Raw genomic sequence first — 25,038 nt, 5'->3', positions numbered from 1 at the left:
ATTAAACCCAACTTTATATTTTAAATTCTATTAATTAGAATTCTGCATTATTTGGAGTTCTTGGGAAAGGAATAACGTCACGAATGTTACCCATACCTGTTACGAATAAAACTAAACGCTCTAATCCTAAACCGAAACCTGAATGTGGAACAGTTCCGAAACGACGCGTGTCGCGGTACCACCATAATTCTTCTGGATCAATACCGAATTTTTTCATTTTTTCGTCTAAAACTTCTAAACGCTCTTCACGTTGAGAACCACCGATAATTTCACCGATTCCTGGGAATAAAACATCCATTGCACGAACTGTTTTTCCATCTTCGTTCATACGCATGTAGAATGCTTTAATTTCTGCTGGATAATCAAATAAAATTACTGGAGTTTTGAAGTGTTTTTCAACTAAATAACGCTCGTGTTCTGATTGTAAATCAGCTCCCCAACCTTCAATTGGATATTTGAATTTTCCTTTTTTGTTTGGTTTAGATTCTTTTAAAATCTCAACAGCCTCAGTATATGATAAACGAACGAATTGGTTGTTTAAAACATATTCTAAACGCTCAATTAATCCTAATTCTGAACGTTCTGCAGCTGGTTTACCTTGTTGCTCTTTATCGTAACGTTGCGCTAAGAAAGCTAAATCATCTTTACAATTTTCCATTGCATAAGAAATCACATATTTCATGAAATCTTCTGCTAAATCCATGTTTTGATCTAAGTCAAAAAATGCAATTTCTGGTTCAATCATCCAGAATTCAGCTAAGTGACGAGACGTATTAGAGTTTTCTGCACGGAAAGTTGGTCCAAAAGTATAAACTTTACCTAATCCCATTGCAGCAGTTTCCCCTTCTAATTGTCCAGACACAGTTAAGTTCGTTGATTTACCAAAGAAATCTTGTGTATAATCAACTGCTCCGTCTTCTGTACGAGGTAAATTATTAACGTCTAAATTTGTTACGTGGAACATTTCTCCAGCACCTTCTGCATCAGAACCTGTGATAATAGGAGTATTTACGTAAACAAATCCATTTTCGTTGAAATACTTGTGTATTGCAAACATTAACGAGTTACGTACACGGAAAATAGCTCCGAATAAATTCGTACGAAAACGTAAATGTGCTTGTTCTCTTAAAGTTTCTAAAGAGTGTTGTTTTGGTTGTAAAATTGTTCCTTGAACTTCATCTGAAGGAGCAACACCTAAAACCTTAATCTCTTTAGCAATAATTTCAATTTCTTGACCAGCACCTTCACTTTCAACAACTACACCTATAACAGATAAAGATGCAGCTGTAGAAATTTGTTTTATGATTGATTCGTCAAAATTTTCGAAATCTACTACAACTTGTACATTATTAATTGTAGATCCGTCATTTAACGCCACAAAGCGATTACTTCTAAATGATCTAACCCATCCATTAACAACTACTTCTTGTTGTAACAAATCTTTACCTTTTTCTAATAAGGCTTTAATTCCGTACGATTGCATATTATTATTAAATTTATACTTACAAATTTAGTTATATTTCTATCTTAGAAAAACTAAAGGCATAATTTTTGCGAAAAAGTTTCAATAAAAATAAAATCCGTTAAGAATTTAAACTTTCTTAACGGATTTTTTATAAATGTTTAATATTTTATGTGTTTAAAACAAATTCAAATTAAAAGTTAGTTTCACGTGTAAATTATCTTCAAATTTTGAATGAGAATATGCACCTAACCTATAATAAACTCCTAAACCAAAATTTCTTAAAAATATATTATTTACTTCTAATCCAGTTTCGTGGAAATAATGATTTGGGGTTTTAAAATCAAATAGATTATGATTTTGTTTGTGGCTCATTGTACCTAAAATTCCACGATAAACAAACTGAGGTAAAATTACATTTTGTCCGATACGAACGCCTGCAAAAATATGTTTGATTTGAAATGAAAAATATCGATCTGAGTAAAACTCGCCAGGTAACATTGTTTCAAAATTATTCGCTGTTGCAACTCCAAAATTTTGAAAAACAGGTTTATTTTTAGCATTTCCCATTCCTTCAAAAAGATTCATTAAAGCCATTTCTCCGAAAACTGCTCCTGTAGATACATTTAGTTTAGATTTACCCAATCGAGTTTCAAAAATATCTGAATAAGTTACATTTAAACGAATGGCATCGAAATCAGAATTTCCAAGCTTCCAATATTTATTTGCTAAAATATTGAAAACTGATTGCCCTTGTTTTACTGTTACTTTACCATATGGCGTTCTCAAATATTCGTCTTTTGGTGCCCAACGAACTGCAACTTGTGTGGAATAAAAATCTAACCAACCATTATTGTTTTCGTATTGATAAACGAATTCATTCTTTTGTTTCTCATAATTCATCGAAACATTAAATGTTACATTTCTAAAAATATCTTGTTCGTATCCCGCACTATATTTTTTGTATGAATAATATTGATCGTTGTATAAATTTTTTAAAGTTCCGTTTACAAATCGAGTAAAATTACTTTGTAATAACATCGGAATATGACCAGATGCATTTACATCTTGCATATAGTTTCCGAAAATTCTACCTGAATAAGCTTTATTTACAAAATAATCTCCACCAAATCCAAACTTGATCGTTTCATCTTTAAAACCATAAGCAGTATAAGCGTTGATTGAATAATTTGAACTTAATTTTTCGTTGGTATTTAACGCAGCTCCTAATCGTAAACCTTCAAAATTATTATAGCTTAAAACTTTTGTTAAATCTAAATCTACTTTACCAATATCAACCTTACCTCCTTTTTGGATAATACGCATCAATTTCATCTTCCCTTCGATATTATATTTCTCAGAAATACTATCCATTTTAACGTAAGTCATATTGTCTTTCGCAGAAAATTCGCCACGATATTCTTTTAAAACTTTTTCAGTTTTTTCAATTGTGTTGGTATCAAAAGCTGCTTCAGTCGAATAACCTGCAAATTCGTTGGATTTATATTGAACTGGAGTTTGAATATTTTTGAAATTTACTTGATGAAAAATCCATAATTTTTCGTCTTCTTTAACTTCTTCATTTGATTCAATTTTAATTCCGTCCATGTTCAAATAACCACTTTCCATACGATAAATTTGGTAAGCCGGAAACCAATGATTATTTATTAATTGCCATTCCGCATCAAAATCTGCATAAAATTGATCGTCTGTATTTTCAGCAATAATTTTTACTAACGCTTTCGTTTTTTCATCTATCCAAAATTCCCCTCGTAATTGACGTTTATTTAAAAGCTGTCTTGGCGTAAAACCAACGATTGTAGTTGTACGACCATTTAATTGGAATTCTTCGATGATTTTATAACGATAATAATTTAAACCATCTGAAGATATTGGATTTTCGATTCCACGGAAAAAGAAATCAAATTTTGATTGATCTAAATTGATTAAAACAGGTTGCATTGCATCCAATTCATAAATTGGAGTTTTAAGACCTGAAATTCGAGAAGATTTGATGATATTTTTTGTTCCAAATCGACGCGAATATTTATGATCCATCGCTCGTTCGCTTAGAAAAATATGACTTTCATTCAAAAATTTACGCCAATTATTAATAGAAGAATCTTTTTTATCCTTCGGGTTTAAAATTAAACGTAAAGAATCCTGCTCTACTGTACTCCAAAATTTGGTATAGGATTGAAAAAAATACGAATCAGCTTTTTTCAATGAATTTTTAGATTGATGACGAATTACTTTTTTTACATAATTTCTCGCAATCGAATCATTTGAAAAAAATTCTGCAGCCGATAAACTAATTGTGCTTTGTTCTAAAAAAACTTCAATTAATTTCTGATTATCAACCTTTAAATTTTGAGTTGAAAAACCCTCACTTTCAACATTAAACTCTTTTATTGAATCGTTCAATTCTAATTCTCCTACATCATTTGTATATCCGATAGTTTTAAAATCTTTATCAGAAATTTTTGCATTAGAGATTCTGAACTCATCACGCGAGTCATAAACACGAACTTTTTTTTGTGCTGTAAGGTAGATGGATAGCAGTAAGAATAAAAAACTGTAAAGTTTTCTCATATTATAAAATTGAACCGCAATTTAACGAAAAAAGCAGCGATTTTAACGCTGCTTTAAATTTTATTTAAGAAATTTTGAAAGTATTATACTTTCATGATTTCAGCTTCTTTTTTAGCTAATTCTTCTTCTAATTTCTTAGAGAATTTATCAGTTAAACCTTGAACACGAGTTTCATAATCTTTAACTAAATCTTCACCAACATCTTTTAAAGCTTTTAAAGCTTTATTAGCATCTTGACGTGCATTACGAATAGAAACTTTTGCATTTTCCATATCCGCTTTTGCCATTTTAACTAACTCTTTACGACGCTCTTCAGTTACTGGAGGAATACTAATAATAATAGAATCTCCATTGTTTGAAGGTGCGAAACCTAAATTACCGTTAATAATCGCTTTTTCAATCTCGTTAATTAAGTTTCTTTCCCATGGTTGGATGCTTAAAGTCATCGCGTCTGGAGTTGTTACATTAGCTACTTGGCTTAACGGAGTTAAACTTCCATAGTAATCAACACGAACAGAACTTAACATAGCAGGCGTAGCTTTACCAGCTCTTAATTTATCAAATGCAACACCTAAATGTTCCACAGTTCCTTGCATTTGCTCTTTTGCAGTTTCTAAAATTAGATCTAACTCTTCCATTTTGGATTTAATTATTTGTTACAAGAGTACCAACGTTCCCTTCTTCGATTAATGCTTTTAAGTTACCTTTAGTATTCATATCAAACACAATGATAGGTAAATTATTTTCTTCACTTAAAGTAAAGGCAGTCATGTCCATTACTTTTAAATTTTTATCGTAAACTTCTTGATAAGTTATTGTATTAAATTTCTCTGCAGTAGCATCTTTTTCTGGATCTGCAGTGTAAATACCATCTACACGAGTACCTTTTAAAATAACATCTGCATTAATTTCAATTGCACGTAAAACAGCCGCTGTATCTGTTGTAAAGTATGGATTACCTGTACCAGCACCAAAAATTACAACACGACCTTTTTCTAAATGACGAGTTGCTTTACGTTTGATAAATGGTTCAGCAATTTGCTCCATACGAATTGCAGTTTGTAAACGTGTAATTAAACCAGCGTCTTCCAAAGCACCTTGTAATGCCATACTGTTAATTACAGTTGCTAACATTCCCATATAATCACCTTGAACGCGATCCATACCCGATGCAACACCTTGTACACCTCTGAAAATATTACCACCACCAATTACGATTGCCACTTCACATCCTAAATCAATAACTTCTTTGATTTGATCCGCGTATTGTTTTAACATATTTGGGTCGATTCCGTATTGTAAATCTCCCATTAGTGCCTCTCCACTTAATTTAAGTAGTACTCTTTTGTATTTCATTATTTCAAAGGTTTTCTTTTGCAAATATAATTTATCTCTTACTATTCTACTAACGTTCGAATATATCTAATGCATTTTTTGTTGTAATTTCTGCGATTTCATTCGGTGTCAATTGATAAATATCAACTAACTTTTCAGAAATGTACTTTAAATAACTAGATTCATTACGTTTTCCACGGTACGGAATAGGTGCTAAATAAGGCGAATCTGTTTCTAATACAATGTGTTTGATATCAAAATCATTCAAAAATTTATCAATTTGTCCATTTTTGAAAGTAACGACACCTCCGATTCCTAATTTTAAATTAAAATCTATCGCGCGTTGAGCATCTTCTTTGGTTCCAGAGAAACAGTGAAAAATACCAAATAACTTATCGTCTTTCACATCTTCTAAAACTTCAAAAACTTCGTTAAAAGCATCACGACAGTGAATCACAATTGGCAAATCTTTTTCTTTTGCCCATTCAATTTGCGTTTTAAAAGCATCTTGTTGCTCTTTTAAAAACGCTTTTTCCCAATATAAATCAATCCCGATTTCGCCAATGGCTTTAAAATCTCTTTTATCAATCCATTCACGCACATGAGCCATTTCTGACTCTAATGTATCTGGATGAACCGAACATGGATGTAAGCCCATCATCGCAAACATTTCATTTGGATATTGTGCTTCTAAATTTAACATCTTTTCTGTGTACGATTGATCTATTGCTGGTAAATAAAATCGTTTTACACCATTTTCTTTCGCACGAGCAATAACTTCTGTAATATCGTCAGCAAATTGCTCAGAGTAAAGGTGTGTATGTGTATCAATTAACATGATTTAATCTTTGTACTTAAATATTGTTTTTCTTGCTCAAAATCGATTGAATTGCCTTTGTCTAATTCATTGATCATCTGTAAAGTTTTTGACAAAAACTTTTGATGACTTTCTGATTCTTCATAAAAAGGACGATGATTTAAAGCATTTTTAATTTTATTAATCTTCTGAATAATAGTTTGAGTAGATTCATCAAAATATTTTTCACCGAATTTCTCCCAAATGTATTCTATTGCTTGATTTGTTGGATGAATTAAATCTTCTTTGTAAAAACGATAATCTCTTAAATCATCCAAAACCAACTCATAAGAAGGAAAATATTCAACTTGCTCGTATTTTAAATCCAATTGATACAATGCGTCTATTAATCTGGCTTTACTTACATTGTTTTCAACCATTCCATCTTTTATATGACGAACAGGACTAACCGTCGTAATAATTTTAATGTTTGGATTAATTTTCGTGACTTGGAAAGCGATTAAATCTAAAGATTTAAAATTTTCTTCTGTGGTAAGTAAAACTTTTTTGAATTGTTTCGCATCAATTTTATGGCAATTCGCAACAATTTCTGATGTATCATTTCTTTCATAAACCCAAGAAGTTCCAAGTGTTATCATAAAAACATCACAATTATGAATTTGATTATGAACACGATCTACAGTTGAATTTAGATTTAGTAAAATTTCTTCACTTGAAAGTGCATTAAATGAAGAATGTACATCAAAACAGAAAAATTGTTCTCCATTTTGATGTACATCATCTATTGTAAAATATCTTTTTTGAATACTTCTTTCAATTAAATTTTGAATGGAATAAGCATTAAAAATTATTCCATACGGATTAATTAATCCATCAAATTTTAGTTCAACTAATCGATTTCCCATTTCATCAGAAAAACACGAACCTATTGTCAGTATTTTATGCTGATGATTAATCTTAAAAGTAGATTGTGGAAGCTGAAAAGTTGTTCTGAATTTCATTTGCTTACCCTTGACGGTCAATTAAAAGTTCGCTTAATTCTCGTAAATAAACCTTTTTATCGTCGGCAACATTAATCTTATCTAAAAATTGATGAGCTTTATTTGTGTATTCGCGTATTAAAGTTGAAAGCTTCTTATTTACATTTAGTTTTCTGAAAATTTTCTCCACCGCGTAAACTTTATCAATATTATCTGTATTCATATTATACCAGAATAATAATTCGTCACGCTCCTCTTTATTTGCAGCTTCTAATGCAGAAATGTAAAGAATCGTTTTCTTGTTTTCGTAGATATCGCCGGCATGTTTTTTACCTAAATGTTCTAAATTTCCGAAAACATCTAAATAATCATCTTTTAATTGATACGCAATTCCCAAATTAAGACCATATTGATAAATTAATTCAGCATCTTCATCGTTTGCTCCAGCAATTAAAGCACCTATTTGTAAAGACGCACCAACTAAAACACCAGTTTTGAAAGAAATCATTTTAATGTAATCTTCATAAGATACATTGGTTTGAGTTTCAAAATTTATGTCCCATTGTTGACCTTCGCATAATTCTTTTGCAGTTTTCGTAAATAATTTAGTCACCTTTTTAAATAATTCAGGTTCTAAATCTTCTAACATTTCATACGATTTAATCAATAATGCATCACCAGAAAGGATCGCAGTATTAACACCATATTGCTCGTGAACTGTAGTTTTACCACGACGTAAAGGAGCATCGTCCATAATATCGTCATGCATTAATGTAAAATTATGGAAAAACTCGACAGCTAAGGAAGGCTTAATAACTTGTTGTAAATCTCCATCAAATAAATCTGCACCTAATAAAACAATCACCGGACGAATACGTTTACCACCGATATTTAGGATATAATCCATTGGTTCGTACAATTCTTTTGGTGAATTGATTAAAGAATTTTCTTGTAATCCTTGTGCAACTAAATTGTGAAATTTATCTAATGAACTCATAGTTTAATTTGTGTAAAAATTAAGTTTTGGCAAATATAATTAAGAATGATTGATTTCTACTTTTTTTATCTTTTTTTTGATTAGGTTATAAAATTCATTTCCTATAACCATATAAACAACAAACTGAGCAATTAGTGCAAGGATAAAAAATATGTGGCCCTTCTCAAGAATTAGAAAAATACTATCTAAAGTTGGAATGCTCCATACATATGTTGTAACAATTATTAAAATTATACTATTGATATAGAATAGTAATTTTACATTTTTCTTATAAATACCGAAATGCACAAAGGTTGCAAAAAGATAAATATAACCTAAGATTTTAAAAAATTCATTCAGACTAAATTGAAGAGAAAATTCATTAAAATAATCTTTGAACGAAGAAAATAGATAGAATTGATTGTACAAAAAATCCAATTGAATTGAAACAAAGATTATTAGCAAATTAAGAATTATAACCAACGTAAATTGATCTTTAAACTCTTCAAAAAGCATTAAAAAATAATCAAATTTTGAAAATGATTTTCTCTTTTTCATTATTTAAACAATTCACTAATAATTTGATAAGACTTACGCTTCGCTTTTTGATTATAGATATTTGTATTCACAATAATTTCATCAACTTCTGTATTCTTTACAAAATCCGAGAATTGAGCATGCAACGTAGAACGAGAACCAATAAATGATAAAGCGGTCATCCCTTTTAATATATGTTTTTGATGATCTGTGCAATCTTGTAAATTCGTTTCTTCTGGTGGAACAATCGGTTGTCTACGATCTGAAATAATATTAAGGAAACTTTGATACATTGTCATCGATAAATAATGCGCTTCCTGATCTGAGTAAGCTGCAATGGCATTTACACAAACCATAATATAAGGTTTTGAAAGAAACTTAGAAGGTTTAAAATGACTTTTGTAAATTGCTATTGCATCATAAAATTGTTGTGGAGCAAAATGTCCCGCAAAAGCATAAGGCAAACCTAAATTAGCGGCCAAATAAGCGCTATCTGTACTTGAACCTAAAATATATAAATCAACATGAGCACCTTCGCCCGGAATAGCTCTGACTTTATTATTGCAATTATCTGTTGAAAAATATCGTTGAAGTTCTTTTATTTCTAATTCGAAATTATACTGATGAAAACCTTCCCCACGACGAAGGATTGAGGCTGTTAATTGATCCGTTCCTGGAGCACGCCCAAGACCTAAATCAATTCGATTTGGATATAAGGCATCTAAAGTTCCAAATTGTTCAGCAATATTTAAAGCCGTATGATTCGGTAACATTATTCCACCAGAACCAACACGAATCGTTGTCGTTCCACCTGCAACATATCCAATTAAAATAGATGTTGCAGAACTCGCAACATTTTCCATGTTATGATGTTCAGATAGCCAATACCTTGTATATCCTAAGTCTTCTGCAACTTTAGCACATTCTAACGTATGCTGAAAAGTTTCATTTAAAGAATCACCTTGTCTTATAACTGCTAAATCTAAAACTGAATATTTTATATTTTTAAGTTTCTCCATCCATCCTCATTTAAAGGACTAAATTAAGAAGTTTTTAGCTGGTAATAATAAAAAAATTCCCTTGTTGTGACAAGGGAATTCTAGGTTTAAGTTATTAGTTAGTAAATTAGAATTACTAAAAGTTAGTTTTAAGAATAGTTAGTTAGATTGTAATTAATAAATATTTAAACTATTTATAAGTGCTCATTAATTACTTCACAAATATATAATACAGTCAAAAAAAATAAATTATTTAAGGGGTGGACATTAGGGTGGACATCAAAAAAAACTGATTTTCAATTGTTTAAATGACTATTATTTGTAATTTAACACATTAATAAAAAATAATTTATTTACTGAATTTATAAAACTCAAAATATTGATTTTTATAAACTTAAGTTAAATTAATATAAAAAAATGCTAACAAAGTTTAAATATATATTTTACATTTTACTCTTCATATTATTATCATGTACGAAAGAGAATTACGAAGAAGAAAAGAAATATTATGAAAATATAATTTCTGATAACCAAAATATATCAGATTCAGTTCAGTTACGAGAAAATTTCACACTTTTAAAAAACAATTTCCATTTTAAAAATGTAGAAAAGGTTGATATAATTTATAAAGTATTATTAGCAAATCTAAATTCAAGATTAAATGATAATATCAATCCGACTTCAAATTTATTATTTGAAGATGCTCTAAAGTCATCAAAAAAGTTAAATGAAAATGATATAATTGCGTGGGTAAATACTCAATACGGATTTTACTACTACACTTACAGTGAATACACAAAAGCATTTCCGTATTTTATTGAATCTTCAAGAATTTTGGATGCCACTGAAGATCAAAATATTTTCCTGGCTAATGATATATTAAAAAGAAATGGGTTCTATTTTGGAGCTGTAAATGATAAACAAAAAGAGATAGATTATTTAAACAGAGCATTAAATAATACATCGAATACTTCTAAAGAATACGCCAATATTTTAAATGCAATTGGTCATCATTATTTAAATACAGGTAATCTTGAAAAAGCGAAAGATTATTTCCTTAAAACAATGATCTATTCGAAAAAAAATATTGATGAAATAAGATACGCAAAGTCATTAGGAGATTTAGCAAATATTTATAAAATTCAGAAAAAATATCCGGAAGCTATAAAATTCTTAAAGGAAGATATTAAAATTTCTAAAAGAAATAATGACGAGAGAAATACGATGTATGCTGAAATTTTACTTGGAAAAGTTTATATGGATCAAGAAAATTATAGCGATGCTTATGAAATTTTGTATCAAGCCCATGTATATGCTTCAAAAAAAGATTATTTAAAAAGCTACGAACTTGAAATTAATGAACTTTTACTTTTAATAGCGATAAAAAATAATGACACAAATAAGGAACTAGAGCTTAGGAGAGAATTAAGTAATTTAAAAGATGAATTATCCAATTATAATGGTATTGACGTGATTAGTACGATCAATTGGCAAGTGCAAAAAGAAAATATTAATTACAAATTAGAAGCTGAAATTGCGAAATCTGAAAAAGAATCTTTAGCGAATAAAACTTTACTTTTAATTTCAATAATATTAATACTTACAATATTATTTATCATTTTTAATTATAGAAAAAGATTAAAAAGACAAAGGTCAGAATACGAAAATACGGTTTTAAAACTTCAAGTTGAAAAACTAAAATCTGAGAAAAAATTAGGCCAAACACACAAAACTTTAAATTCTTACAAAACGTATTTATCAGAAAAAAATAATCAGATTGATGATTTAAAATATGAAATTAATAATATTAGAGATTCCAAAATTTCTTATTTAGAAGAGAAACAAGGGGAGCTGAATAAGTTATTAAACTCACATTTAATGACAGAAGAAAACTGGTTAGCTTTTAAACAAACTTTTATCAATGAAAAGTATGATTATTATGAATTTCTAATGGAAAATTATCCTAATTTGACAGATTCTAACCTTCGAATTATTTTTCTACAAAAATTAGGTTTAAGTAATTCAGAAACTGCTCAATTATTAGGTGTTACAATAGATGCAATAAAGAAAGCCAAACAAAGGTTACGAAAAAAATTTCCAGAATCTTATGATTATCTGTTTAAATATGAGGATTAAAAAAAACCAATCAAATGATTGGTTTTTCTTTTAATATTTAGAATGATAGAATTCATTTTCTAACTCTTCTTTGTTATGTTTGGCTAAAGCTTCGTTAGCACGAAGTTCTACTCTTCTTATTTTACCTGATATAGTTTTTGGCAATGTTTCCACAAATTGTATAATTCTTGGAATTTTATAGCGTGCCAAATTATCTTCACTAAATCTAAACAATTCTTCTGCTAATTCCTTTGAAGGTGTATAATCTTTACTAAGGATAACAAATGCTTTAACGGCAGCACTTCTAGTTGTATGTGGACTTGCAACTACGGCAGCTTCTACAATTGCATTATGTTCTAATAAAACACTTTCAACTTCAAAGGGTCCAACTCTAAAATCTGAAGCTTTTATTACATCATCATCACGTCCCACAAACCATACATATCCGTCTTCGTCTTTGTAAGCTTTATCTCCTGTATAATATAAACCGTGTTTAAAAACTTTTTTCATCTTATCTAACTGAATCAAATACGTTTTAAAAACACCATTAATTACATTTTCATCATATTTTATACAAATATTTCCTTCTTCATTTACAGAAACTTCATTCCCTTCATCATCAGCTATAACTACATGATAAAGAAATGTTGGTTTACCCATAGAACCATATTTTACATCATCATTAGGTAAATTTACGATTGATGCTGTTGTTTCTGTTTGTCCATATCCATCACGAATTGTAATTCCTGTCGCTTCTTTCCATACTTCAATAATTTCTGGATTTAAGGGTTCTCCTGCCGCAACACATTGTCTTAAATTAAAATTATATTGTGATAAATCTTCTAAGATAAGTGATCGTAAAGCTGTTGGCGGAGCACAAAATGTATTTACTTTATAATCTTCTAAAGCTTGTAATTGATCTTTTGCGACAAAACGATCTGAATGAAATCCTAAAATTGTCGCTCCCATATTCCATGGTGCAAAAAATGAACTCCAAAAGAATTTCGCCCAACCTGGTTGCGATATATTATAATGAACATCACCTTTTTTCATTCCAACCCAAGACGATGTTGTGAATGAGCCAAATGGGTAAGAATAATGCGTATGAACAACAACTTTTGGCATTCCCGTAGTTCCAGAAGTAAAAAAATAAAATAAATTATCATCCGCTTTTGTATTTGCTGCTTCCGCTGATGTATCTCCTACAAATACATCTTCAAGGGAAACCCATCCATCCCTTGTACCTTCAGAAATTATTTTGATTTTTATTTTATCTTCGAAATATGATTCTGCTTTATCAATTTTCTCAGCATTTGCTTGATCAGCTAATGCTACCTTTGGAAAAGCAGACTCAAAACGGAATTTTAAATCTCGTTCTTCTAATGTAACTGCTGCTGGTATAATTATTAATCCTCCTTTAATAGATGCTAAATAACTAATCCATGAGCATGGCAACAATGGAATTTGAGAAATCATTTTATCACCTTCCCCTACTCCATTTTTTCTTAAATAATTTAAAAATTGATTACTTAGATTTGATAATTCTTTAAATGTAAATTTCTCTTCTAAATTATTATACCTCCAAATTAATCCAATTTGATTACCTAATTGCTGAACATTATAAGGTTCAAAAACATCTCTAACCCAATTAAAATATTTAGGTTTAGAAAGTGGAATATTGTGCAGATCCTTATAATCCTCACTATCTATTTTGTCCCTAATAGTTGTAAATAATTGTAATTCTATCATTTATTTTGCGATTTTGAATAATAAATATAATAATTATTCTTTATCACAACATATTATAATAAAAAAAGATGGCTTTATTAATAAAGCCATCTTTAATAAATTTATATAATTAGAGATTAATCTCTATTACGTCCTCCACGGAAACCTCCTTCACGGCGTTCACCTCCACGAGATCCTCCATCACGAGAACCACGGAATCCTCCATCGCGAGATCCACCTTCACGGCGTTCACCTCCACGAGATCCTCCATCACGAGAACCACGGAATCCTCCATCGCGAGATCCACCTTCACGGCGTTCACCTCCACGAGATCCTCCATCACGAGATCCACGGAATCCTCCATCACGAGATCCTCCGCGACGATCACCATCACGAGATCCTCCACGACGATCACCACCACGGAAACCTCCGCCTCCACGACGATCACCTCCACGAGATCCTCCGTCACGACCTGGCTCTGGTTTAGAAATTTGAACATCTAAATCAACACCATCACGTTGAGAATTAGCAAATGATTCCATTACTAATGATTCGAATTGTGTATCAACTTCGAAGAAAGAGAAATTACGTAAGATTTCAATTTTTCCGATTTCGATGTTACGGTTACGTGTTTGTTCGTTAATTAAACCAATTAAGTTAGGAACACGTAAGTTTTGTTTTTGTCCAATGTTAATAAAGAAACGTGTGAAATCTCTTCCTCCACGACGACGATCTGTACGATCACCTCTTTCTCTATCATTAGAATCTGTATTGATGTCTTTAGAATCCTTGTAGTATTCTAAGAATGAATTAAATTCTACAGTAACGAAACGCTTTAATAAATCATCACGATCTAAATCTGCTAATTTTTCATTAACTGTTGCCATGTAAGGCTCAATTTGCTCTTCGTTTACTTCAATATTTTGGATTTTCTCCATTAAGTTGAATAAACGTTTTTCACAAATTTCTTGTCCTGAAGGAACATTTTTTTGCTCGATTTTAGAAGAGATAATTCTTTCTAATTCTTTAATCTTACGTCCTTCACGGTTGTTAGAGATAATGATAGAAATCCCTTTGTTACCAGCACGTCCTGTACGACCTGAACGGTGAACATAAACTTCTGGATCATCTGGTAAGTTGTAGTTAATTACGTGAGTTAATTCGTTTACGTCAATACCACGAGCAGCAACGTCAGTCGCAACTAAGATTTGGATATTTTGGTTACGGAATTTCTCCATTACGTGATCACGTTGAGATTGCGATAAATCTCCGTGTAATGCATCTGCATTATAACCATCTTGCATTAATTTGTCTGCAACTTCTTTCGCTTCGCGACGAGTTCTACAGAAAACAATACCGTAAATATTTGGGTAATAATCTGCTAAACGTTTTAAAGCTAAGTAACGATCTGAAGCACGAACTAAGAAAACTTGGTGTTCGATGTTTTTAGATGCTGTGTTAACTTTAGAAACTGCGATTTCAATCGGGTTGTGCATGTATTCTGATGCAATACGACGAACTTCGCTTGGCATTGTAGCAGAAAATAATAAAGTTTGTTTTTCTTCTGGTGTAGTCTCTAAAATAGAATCGATTTCATCACGGAATCCCATGTTTAACATTTCGTCAGCTTCATCTAAAACTGTCCATGTGATATCGTGAATTTTTAAAGCCTTACGTTTAATTAAATCCATTGTACGTCCAGGTGTACCAACAACGATTTGTGGATTATCTTTTAAACCTTTAATTTGTTTAGAGATATCAGCACCTCCATAAACTGCTTGGATACGTACCCCTTTCATGTTTGCAGAAAAAGATTCTAACTCTTTTGCAATTTGTAAACATAACTCACGAGTAGGACATAATACGATAGCTTGAACTGATTGAGATGAACTGTCTAAGTTGTTTAAGATTGGTAATCCAAACGCAGCAGTTTTTCCTGTACCTGTTTGTGCTAAAGCAATAACGTCTTGATCAGAAGTTAAAATTTGTGGAATTGCTTTTTCTTGAATTGGAGATGGAGTAACGAATCCCATCGCCTCAATTGCAGTTAAAATGTTTTCTTGAAGACCTAATTCTTTGAATGTAATCATGTTAGATAATTGACCGAGCATGAAAATTCATTTATGTTTTTCATATCTCGGTTTATTTTAATATTATATTATAACCAACAGATATGAAAGAATAAAATTAAATGGCTGAGCAGCCGAAAAATCCCTAAATGAATTCTTTTACATCCGTACTTTACCCTTATGTAAAGCTGTGCAAAGTTAAGGAATATATTTGAATTAAAAAACTATTTTCTATATTCCCTAACTTTATATGATTTCTGAGCAAAAATTAACAATCTGCAATATTTACTGCAACTGCTAAACCTCCTTCAGAAGTTTCTTTGTATTTATTATTCATATCCTTCGCTGTTTCCCACATTGTATTTACAACTTTATCTAATGGTACTTTTGCATTTAAAGGATCTGTATCAAGAGCAAGTTCAGCCGCATTAATCGCTTTAATAGCTCCCATTGTGTTACGTTCTATACAAGGAATTTGAACCAAACCACCAATCGGATCACACGTTAATCCTAAATGGTGTTCCATTGCAATTTCTGCTGCCATAGTAACCTGCGCAGGTGTTCCACCCATCAATTCACATAAAGCTGCTGCTGCCATTGCAGAAGATACTCCAATTTCTGCTTGACAACCTCCCATCGCTGCTGAGATTGTTGCTCCTTTTTTGAAAATTGAACCTATAACACCAGCAGTCGTTAGAAATTGTTTAATTTCCTTCTCACCTGCTTTGTGATTTTCAATTACTAAATAATACATCAAAACAGCAGGTATAACTCCTGAACTTCCGTTTGTAGGTGCTGTAACAACACGACCTAATGAAGCATTTACTTCATTAACGGCTAATGCAAAGCAAGAAACCCATTTAAGGATTTGGCGGAAATACACTTTTGTTTTACGAATAGTTTGTAACCATTCCTGTGGCGTTTCGTAAGGTAATGCACCTTTTAAATTTAGATGCATATCATAAGCACGACGTTTTACATTCAAACCTCCAGGTAAAATCCCTTCTGTATGGCAACCAATGTACATACATTCTAACATCGTGTTCCAAATGCGCATTAATTCACGATCAATTTCTTCTTCAGTTCTTAATGATTTTTCATTTTCAAACATGATTTCAGAAATAGATTTGTTTTGTTGATTACAAAACTCTAATAACTCATTTGAATTATTGAATAAGTATGGGAATGTTCCTTGGTCTGATGTAATATTATTATCATCTTCTTCCTTTGTAACAAAACCACCCCCAATTGAATAAAATACAGATTCTATAACTTGATCATCTGTAAATGCAGTAAATTTTAAACCATTTGCATGAAACGGTAAAAAATTTCTATTAAATACAATATCGGTTTCTGGATTGAAACTAATATCTATTTCATTTCCAAATTTTAATAAATTTGTTATTTTAATTTGATCTATAACATTAGATATATCCTCTACAGGAATATACTCAGGATCAGCGCCTGACAAGCCTAACATGACTGCAAAATCTGTTGCGTGACCTTTACCAGTTAATGATAATGAACCGTATAGGTCAACTTTTATTTTATTGACATTATTAAAAATATTTGCAGCTTTTATTTCTTTTATAAAACGTTCAGCAGCACGCCATGGACCTAAAGTATGTGAACTTGATGGGCCAATACCAATCTTTAGCATATCGAAAACCGAGATACACTCCATAATTCTGTTTGTTTTATATTTTTTCCTTTAACAAAGATAATTGGATTTTCAACATAGAAAATATCTAGGTAAAATTTTTAATTAAAATGAAAAAATAATTAAGAATTATTATTAAATAAAAAAAACACCTTTCGTTTGAAAGGTGTTTTTCTTTTGAAAATATATTTCTATTTAAATTTATGCCAATAAGGATAAATTACTGCTAAACCGTATCCAATGAATACGAATAACGCAAACAATGTATATAAGGTTCCGTCTGCCATAAATTCTGGCTGAACTGTTGCAGAAATAAATAAAGTTGCTACAACTAAGATTGGACCTATTTTTTTGAACGCATACGTTAAAAACAATCCAACCAATGCTAAAATTGATAAAACCAACGTTGTAATTGGATACCACTGAGGCATTTCTGGCGCATCTTCATTTAAAAACGAGCGGAATAAATAATCATTCGTTGAGTATAAAACATATCCACGATAAATTAAACTTCCTACTACAAATAACATGAAGTAAAACATTAATTTAAACCAAAGAGATTTCCCGTTACCTTCATGAATGGCGTGACTAGATTCTCTTGATTGGTTAATTAAATTACTTCTGTCAAAAATATCGTCTCTTTCGATTTCTTGATTTTGACTTTCTTTATGTGTCATATTTCTTACTGTTAGAAAAGGAAATCGTAACCTTTTAAACTTAATTTTTCATACTTCTCTTCATCGAAACGGTATAATTTAGACACTTTACGGTGAAGTTTTGGATCAGTTGTATTACCCGTTTCTATAATTAAGTTTGAATTGAAAATCTTTTTACGAAAATTTCGTTTATCTAATTCTCTATTCAAAGCTTTTTCATAAAGACTTTGTAATTGAGCGATCGTAAATTCTTCTGGTAAAAGGTTAAATCCTACTGGACGACGTTTTACTCTACGTTTAACACGTTCTTTAGCGTATTGAATAATTTCGTTATGATCAAATGCAAGATCAGGAACTCTGTCGTAAGGGAACCATTCACCACCTTGATTTTTAACTTTTTCCTCAATTTCTGGAGTTAATTTTACCAAAGCATAATAAGCAACATTTACAACACGCCCCATAGGATTACGGAAAACTTTTGTAAAAGCTTTTAACTGCTCGATATAAGTTTCGTGTTCGTTGTATGCAATTTTTTCTGTAAGTAATTCGTGAATTGCCTGATCGTTACTAACATCTGGTGCAATATACTTTCCTGGTAAAACTAAAGCACCTTTAAAAGGTTCACTAGCCTTTTTATACACTAAAACTTTAAGTTCATCACCGTCAAATCCAAATAAAACAAGACTTGAACAAAGTGCAACTTGAAAGAATATATCTTTTTCTTCTGCTGTCATTTGTGGATTAGGTTAAATACGATTCCTTAAAATTTTACTGAAAAATTGAATGCATCAATCTATTTTTGTCATTAAATGACTCTTCTAAAGAGATCATAGATTCTGTTCTTAAAACATCATCAATTTGATCAATTCTATAGATAACTTCTTTTGCATCACCAGTATCTTTTGCACGAATTTTACAAAAAATATTATATTTTCCTGAAACAACGTGAACAACTGTTACGTTAGGGATTTTGTATAACTCATCAATCACTCGTTGAGTTTTGCTTGTCTTCGTTAAAAGTAAACCAACATAAGCAACGAACTGGTATCCCATTTTATCATAATCAGTAATTAGTGTAGTTCCTTTAATAATACCTGCTTCTTCTAATTTTTTTACACGAACGTGAATAGTTCCTGCCGAAACATTCATTTTTTTCGCTATTTCTGTAAAAGGCATTCTTGTATTATCAATTAAATACATTAAAATCTTCTTATCAACTTCATCAATTACGTAATTCATTTTCCTTGTTTTTGCCTATTATTATTATTTTAACAAAAAATCAGTTTAATTTTTAGCAAAAATATAAATAATACTCACAAGGGACAAAATTATTTTTAATGATTTATTTAATATATTTAGATTTGTTGAATTGAAGTTCTAATTTATTAAGAACTAATCACTTTTGTTTGTTTGCGCGAGTTTATTGTCTAACCAACAATAAACTCTTTTTTTTTATCGCATTCTAACGAGTCCTCTTCCGGCCTTTTTAGGTTTTTCTTCGTTGAGATTAGATTCTTTGTTTTTAGAAACTGGATGTCCAGATAAAGAATCATTTAAAGAAACAGGTTTGTTCTCTTTTATAGTATCTTTTTTTACAGGAGTAACTTCTTCAGCATTTGCTTTAATGATAGCTTTAGCTTCTTTTTTCTGATGTTTTTCACCGATAAATTCTCTGAAATTATCAAACGAAGCATTGTACGTAATACCTGCACCATAACTTTGGTTCATCATCGAATTACCGGTGAATTGCTGAATCCCAAAAGTAGTTGGCTTTGTAAAAGCATTTAAAACTAAAGAACCATTATTAGCTTTTGAAACATCGTAAGTTAAGTCAAGATTACCATCAAAATTTTCTACATACTGATTTCTAACAGCCATCCCGTAAGCTCCACGAATACGTAATCGTTCGTTAATCTGATAACTTAAAGAATATCTTAACTTGTCATTAGTACCAGATTGCTGACTTCCACCAACGTATTCTAAATCGATATTTACTCCATTAATAATAGATGAAAGCATACCTGCAATAGTTGACAAACCAATATCGGCAGCCGTACTTGTAACTCCTGAAGTAATATCTAAAGCATCTCCAAACTTACCAGTAAGTAAGATATATGAGAATTGCATCATTTGCTCTTCTTGATTTGAACGAAACTTTGATTGCAACTGAGAATTAATATCTGATCCTGCATTTGGTAACGTAAGTCCGAAATCAATTTGTGGTTTAGCTAAAGTTTCTGTAATATCTATTGATAATTCAGTATCATAAATTTGCGAAAATCCAATTCCTAAATAATCCCCAACATTTGAAACACTACGTTCGTAAATTGCATGAATTTGAAGTGTAGCATCCATCGGATTTCCAGAAAACTGAACTGCAGAACCTTTTGCAACTTTAAAATCTTTTGGAATTAAAGGTATTTGACGGAATTCATAAATTCCGCTTTCAATATTATAAACTCCAGTTAAACTTAGACCCGTATTATTCATCAAGAATCTAAGATTTTCGGCTGTTCCACGAGCTGAAGCCTTATCGTTTGTAGCCGCATCAAATACTAAATTAACTTGCGCATTAGGATATGCATTAATCGACAAATCTATCGTCATACCTTTGATACGATTTTCAATTTTATCAGCAACTAAAACCGTTTGATCAGGAACGAAACGAACTAAATTACTTTCGCTTTCGATGGTTGTACTACCTGTATTAATCGTTAATTCGGAATTTCCTACAATTGTTGCATTACCGTAGATTCCTAATTGATCTACCGGCCCCATCATTAACACATCCCCTTGTGCAAATATTTTACCATAAAACAACTCATTATCCTTGATTGTTGTGTTCATGACCAATAGATTATCAGCGTCAAATTGTAAGTTTAAACCCCATTCGCTAATATTACGGAAAAGCAACGCACCATTGACAACACCAGTCGTATTAAATGCTGTATCTTTCACTTTTACATCATCTAACATGATAATACCTTGTCTATTACCTTCTTTGGAAACGAACAAACTATTTTCTCCTTCAAATAAATAATCCACACCAAGGAAATTCACTTTCATACCTAAATCCTTTGCAACTAAATCACCATTTAAATTTGGCAAAGTTAATGGACCATCGATATGAACATCTCCTGACATTTTTCCACGCATATTAGAGAAAACTGAACCTAAGAAACCTTCTAAGAAATCAACGTGAAAGTCATCTAAATTTGCATAAATATCAAGTTCAGGACCAGATGGTTTATTGATTATATCTCCGTTAGCTTTAACAGATTCAATATTTTCACGAAGTAAACTTAAATCAAAGTTGAAACGATTATCTTCTATATTATACCCCCCATTTAAAGATAAATCTCCAAGTAAAAAGTTATTCAATTCTAAACCTGAAACAGTAGTTTGTAAGGTCGGTTCTAATTTTTCTTTTGTGCGAACAACATTAACTTGACCATTAGCAATACCTTCTAATTCTAGTTTTCCTAAAAGTGCTTTAGGTATAATTTTATCTAAATGTAACTGGTTAAAGTTTGCATTAAAGTTGAAATTTTCTTTTTCATAGAAAACTCCTGTAATATCTAAATGCTGATCATCCGATTCTAAAACCAAATCCTGAACCATGAATGATTTTTTCACAGGATTTAAAATCATACGGTTTGACTGACGATCATTTTTCGGATTGATACTCCATTTTGTCGAATCAATCGTAATTGTTGACGGTGAAAAACCAAAAATGTAATATTCTCTTTTATCCGAAACGGTATGATAAAGATTTAAATTAAAATCAACTGGATTTAAATCACCAATCTTAAAATCAGTTTCAACTAATAATGTATCATTTTTAGGAATTGAACGAATGTCAATATCCTTAATCGTAATTCCACTAACTTTTAAACTATCTATTTTTGCGTTTAAATTATTTGTCTCTTCTAATGTATTCAGATTAACTTTTGACTGAAACAGTTCGATTCCAGCATAAGAAATCCCAGGCGTATCTAACTTAACATCTAGTTTATTTTGATCCGAATCAATAAAACCTTGAATACGTGTTTCAGGTTCAATTTTAATGGACTCATCAAAATAACTTAATAAATTTTGTTCAACGTAAACATCAAAATTAAATTGTTGACCTGGACTAACCTTTTTCTGTTTAAACGATGGAACTAACGGAACCAATGAATTATTAATCACATTAACAACTTCCGTTACCTTAAATTTCCCATCGATTGTGGCATTCATGTAATTTGGTACATTTAGATCCATAATTTTACGATTCCCATCAACGACAGAATTTAATGTAATATGATCGAAACTAATGGTGTCTTTTTTTGATCTGAAATAAACATTTCGTAAATCAATATTTCCACGTAAATCATTCAGGTTAGTTAACGAAAAATCTCCAGTAACGTCACCACGAACAACCGCTTTCATGTTTTTAGTTATACCTAAGAAATCAAGATTAATTTCTCTAATTTTTGAAGTAAAATCAAAATCATACGGTTTACCACTAAAGTTTATTCTACCATTTAATTGAGCGTTAAGATTTGGATCTTTAATATCAAAAAGACCGTTAAACGAGTTATTTTTTATCTCACCATCAACCGTAATATTATTGTAACGTTTCCCCATTAAATCTATGTAGCGTAAGCCACCATCAAGATCTAATTTCATTTTAGCAATGTCTGTTCCTGCTCCGTTAAATTTAAATTTACCACTTACATATCCTAAATCTTTTACATCTGCAATTTGCTGAATGTTTAGATTTTTAGCATCGATTGTACCAGAATACAACATCGATTTTGGATTTTTATAATTGATTAATTCCGCCTTAACATCTGCATCTCCCAAAGCCGTAATCGCGTAACCATCAATAGAAATCGTAGAAGGATTTAACATTAAATCTCCACGATAATTCATGTTTCCGAAACGTTGAATAAAAACTGGAATTTTTGTAGAAACAAAAGTCGGTAATAACGAAGTTAATTTTTGATAAGATGTATTCGCTTTAAGATTATTAGTTTTTATTTTCAGCAATGAACCATTCATCATATCAGTCAAATTCAAATGATTTGCACCAATATAATTATCGCCACCTTTCAGTTCAAAATTCTTAAAATTTAGATTATTTAAAGTTCCATCCACTTTACCATAAACCTCAACTGAATTATTTTTGTCAAATAAATTTGTAAAATATCGTATATCCTTGAAATTTATAACCGAACCACGATCAAAGAAAACATCCCAGAAAACTTTATTATTAAAATCTGACATGTCGGAAGGTTGTTTATAGCTCATTAATAAATGACCATGTAAAACAGATTCTGCTGTTCGCATGTTCAAATTATCAACACGAATTTCTTTATCCGAATAATGAACTTTTCCGGTAAAATTTTTCACGCTATACTTCTCTCCATTTCGTTCTGCTTCAAAACAAAAATTAGCTAATTCACCGGTAATATCACCTCCAACTAATTTAAAATCTAAAATATGCAACTGAAGATTATGAGATTTAAGCCAAACATTTCCTGAATTTTGATTGATGATAGAAACCTTACCATTTTTAATAAAAAAATCACCATCTAACTTAAAAATTCGTGTTGGATCTTTTGGTTTATCAGAACTAAAACCATTTACAAATTTGATAAAATTACTAACCGAATCACCTTTGTATGTGATAACCTGTATATTAGGCTCTACTAATTTAACCTCTTTAAGATTTATATAATCAGGGTTTGATATAATAGACCAAACACTTAATGAAGTTTGTAATTGACGTCCTGTGATAAAATCTAAATCACGATCATCTTTAATAGAAATATCATTTAAATATATTTTACCAAAAAAATCTATATCAACCGAATCAACATACATTCGAGTATTAAGAGATTTATTTAGTTTTTCCATTGCAAATTTTGCAACTTTTGATTGAACTGCAGGGACCTGAATCGCAATAGAAGCACACAATAAAAGTGTCAGTATGAATATGATACATACTAAAATTACTCTTCCTAATCTTCTGACTATTTTCAATGGTTTAATTTTACGATATTTGCAGTGTAAAAATAAGTATAAATTTTATTCTACAAGGGTTTATGAGCGATAAAAACTACATTTTAGCCATAGAATCTTCTTGCGATGATACAGGAGCAGCAGTCATACTAGATAACAAAATATTATCAAATGTTGTTGCAAGTCAAAAAGTGCACGAAGAATATGGTGGCGTAGTCCCAGAATTAGCATCCAGAGCACATCAACAAAATATAGTTCCTGTAGTGGATCAAGCCTTAAAACAGGCAAATATTTCTAAGGAAGATTTAAAAGCAATTTCTTACACCAGAGGTCCAGGATTAATGGGTTCTTTGTTAGTTGGAGGAAGTTTTGCAAAATCTTTTTCTCAAAGTTTAGACATTCCATTAATTGAAGTTAATCATATGCAAGGACATATTTTAGCTAATTTTATAGAGGATGCAAATGATGTAAAACCAACTTTTCCATTTTTATGTTTAACAGTTAGTGGTGGACACACACAGATTGTAAAAATTAACGATTATTTAGACATGGAAATTTTAGGTGAAACGATTGATGATGCTGCCGGCGAAGCTTTTGATAAAGCAGGTAAAATTTTAAATTTACCTTATCCAGCGGGTCCAATTATCGATAAAAAATCTAAAATTGGTGATCCAACAAAATTCAAATTTGCTAAACCTAAAATTGATGGTTTAAATTTTAGTTTTTCTGGATTTAAAACGTCTATTTTATACTTTATACAAAAAGAAGTAAAAGGAAATCCAAATTTTATTGAAGAAAATCTTGATGATTTATGTGCTTCAATTCAACGTTCGATTGTAGATATTTTAATGGCAAAAATCAAACAAGCTTCAGACGAAACTGGTATCAAACAAATTGCAATTGCTGGTGGAGTTTCTGCAAATTCAGAAATTAGAGCTCGTTTAAAAGAAGGTGAGGAAAAATTTGGTTGGAAAACTTTTATTCCAAAATTTGAATATACTACTGACAATGCAGCTATGATTGCGATTGTAGGACAATTAAAATTTGAACGTAACTTATTTACAGATCGTACAGCAAAATCTGTAGCTAAATACCATATTTAAG

18 protein-coding genes are annotated in these 25,038 nt (G+C 30.7%); 2 read left to right on the top strand and 16 right to left on the bottom strand.

Translation table 11 applies throughout. The features are described 5' to 3' along the window. Positions 1 to 34 precede the first annotated feature (34 nt). The 9 genes from asnS to J9309_RS10600 form a co-directional block, all read right to left on the bottom strand. Positions 35 to 1,483 carry an asparagine--tRNA ligase gene (gene asnS, locus J9309_RS10640; protein WP_230475859.1) on the bottom strand — a complete coding sequence of 483 codons (1,449 nt, stop codon included), beginning with the start codon at positions 1,481 to 1,483 and terminating at the stop codon, positions 35 to 37. A gap of 156 nt (positions 1,484 to 1,639) precedes the next feature. Continuing rightward, entirely contained in the window at positions 1,640 to 4,054 is a 2,415-nt protein-coding gene (locus J9309_RS10635; protein ID WP_230475858.1) for a DUF5686 family protein, read from the bottom strand. An 83-nt stretch (positions 4,055 to 4,137) separates the two neighbouring features. After that, positions 4,138 to 4,692 (bottom strand): ribosome recycling factor, encoded by a 555-nt coding sequence (gene frr, locus J9309_RS10630; protein ID WP_230475857.1) that lies wholly within the window; start codon positions 4,690 to 4,692, stop codon positions 4,138 to 4,140. 7 nt (positions 4,693 to 4,699) lie between these two features. Then, positions 4,700 to 5,410 (bottom strand): UMP kinase, encoded by a 711-nt coding sequence (pyrH, locus tag J9309_RS10625; RefSeq protein WP_230475856.1) that lies wholly within the window; start codon positions 5,408 to 5,410, stop codon positions 4,700 to 4,702. 49 nt (positions 5,411 to 5,459) lie between these two features. Then, complete coding sequence (locus J9309_RS10620; RefSeq protein ID WP_230475855.1) at positions 5,460 to 6,227, bottom strand: TatD family hydrolase; 768 nt, start codon at positions 6,225 to 6,227, stop codon at positions 5,460 to 5,462. After that, positions 6,221 to 7,207: a GSCFA domain-containing protein gene (locus J9309_RS10615; protein ID WP_230475854.1), complete on the bottom strand. Its 987-nt coding sequence runs from the start codon at positions 7,205 to 7,207 to the stop codon at positions 6,221 to 6,223. Before J9309_RS10615 ends, J9309_RS10620 begins: the two co-directional genes overlap by 7 nt. Positions 7,208 to 7,211: 4 nt before the next feature. Continuing rightward, positions 7,212 to 8,183 carry a polyprenyl synthetase family protein gene (locus tag J9309_RS10610; RefSeq protein ID WP_230475853.1) on the bottom strand — a complete coding sequence of 324 codons (972 nt, stop codon included), beginning with the start codon at positions 8,181 to 8,183 and terminating at the stop codon, positions 7,212 to 7,214. Between the two features lie 39 nt (positions 8,184 to 8,222). Then, the gene (locus J9309_RS10605; RefSeq protein ID WP_230475852.1) at positions 8,223 to 8,720 is read right to left on the bottom strand and encodes a hypothetical protein; all 498 of its coding nucleotides are present in this window, start codon (positions 8,718 to 8,720) and stop codon (positions 8,223 to 8,225) included. Beyond that, positions 8,720 to 9,718 (bottom strand): LLM class flavin-dependent oxidoreductase, encoded by a 999-nt coding sequence (locus J9309_RS10600; RefSeq protein WP_230475851.1) that lies wholly within the window; start codon positions 9,716 to 9,718, stop codon positions 8,720 to 8,722. Before J9309_RS10600 ends, J9309_RS10605 begins: the two co-directional genes overlap by 1 nt. Positions 9,719 to 10,114: 396 nt before the next feature. Here J9309_RS10600 and J9309_RS10595 point away from each other — a divergent pair, with 396 nt between their 5' ends. Further along, positions 10,115 to 11,833, top strand: a complete 1,719-nt coding sequence (locus J9309_RS10595) for a tetratricopeptide repeat protein (protein ID WP_230475850.1) — start codon at positions 10,115 to 10,117, stop codon at positions 11,831 to 11,833. A gap of 30 nt (positions 11,834 to 11,863) precedes the next feature. Here the strand turns inward: J9309_RS10595 and J9309_RS10590 are convergent, their stop codons facing one another. The 7 genes from J9309_RS10590 to J9309_RS10560 form a co-directional block, all read right to left on the bottom strand. Continuing rightward, the gene (locus tag J9309_RS10590; RefSeq protein WP_230475849.1) at positions 11,864 to 13,561 is read right to left on the bottom strand and encodes an AMP-binding protein; all 1,698 of its coding nucleotides are present in this window, start codon (positions 13,559 to 13,561) and stop codon (positions 11,864 to 11,866) included. 116 nt (positions 13,562 to 13,677) lie between these two features. Beyond that, a complete protein-coding gene (locus tag J9309_RS10585) occupies positions 13,678 to 15,630 on the bottom strand; it encodes a DEAD/DEAH box helicase (protein WP_394369301.1) in 1,953 nt (650 codons plus the stop codon). Positions 15,631 to 15,877: 247 nt separating this feature from the next. Then, the gene (locus J9309_RS10580) at positions 15,878 to 17,293 is read right to left on the bottom strand and encodes an L-serine ammonia-lyase (RefSeq protein ID WP_230475847.1); all 1,416 of its coding nucleotides are present in this window, start codon (positions 17,291 to 17,293) and stop codon (positions 15,878 to 15,880) included. A 167-nt stretch (positions 17,294 to 17,460) separates the two neighbouring features. After that, positions 17,461 to 17,946, bottom strand: coding sequence for a hypothetical protein (locus tag J9309_RS10575; RefSeq protein WP_230475846.1), 486 nt, complete (start codon positions 17,944 to 17,946; stop codon positions 17,461 to 17,463). A gap of 11 nt (positions 17,947 to 17,957) precedes the next feature. After that, a complete protein-coding gene (locus J9309_RS10570; RefSeq protein WP_230475845.1) occupies positions 17,958 to 18,659 on the bottom strand; it encodes an NUDIX hydrolase in 702 nt (233 codons plus the stop codon). A 34-nt stretch (positions 18,660 to 18,693) separates the two neighbouring features. Beyond that, positions 18,694 to 19,164, bottom strand: a complete 471-nt coding sequence (locus J9309_RS10565; RefSeq protein WP_230475844.1) for an Lrp/AsnC family transcriptional regulator — start codon at positions 19,162 to 19,164, stop codon at positions 18,694 to 18,696. Between the two features lie 213 nt (positions 19,165 to 19,377). Beyond that, positions 19,378 to 23,829 (bottom strand): translocation/assembly module TamB domain-containing protein, encoded by a 4,452-nt coding sequence (locus tag J9309_RS10560; RefSeq protein WP_230475843.1) that lies wholly within the window; start codon positions 23,827 to 23,829, stop codon positions 19,378 to 19,380. 188 nt (positions 23,830 to 24,017) lie between these two features. Between J9309_RS10560 and tsaD the strand changes: the two genes are divergently transcribed. Next, positions 24,018 to 25,037, top strand: coding sequence for a tRNA (adenosine(37)-N6)-threonylcarbamoyltransferase complex transferase subunit TsaD (tsaD, locus tag J9309_RS10555; protein ID WP_230475842.1), 1,020 nt, complete (start codon positions 24,018 to 24,020; stop codon positions 25,035 to 25,037). The last annotated feature ends 1 nt before the right edge of the window (position 25,038 follow it).

The sequence above is a fragment of the Faecalibacter bovis genome, assembly GCF_017948305.1.
Taxonomy (GTDB): Bacteria; Bacteroidota; Bacteroidia; order Flavobacteriales; family Weeksellaceae; genus Empedobacter; species Empedobacter bovis.
The sequence above is the reverse complement of the archived record's forward strand: the minus strand, read 5'-3'. Positions and strand labels throughout refer to the sequence as shown.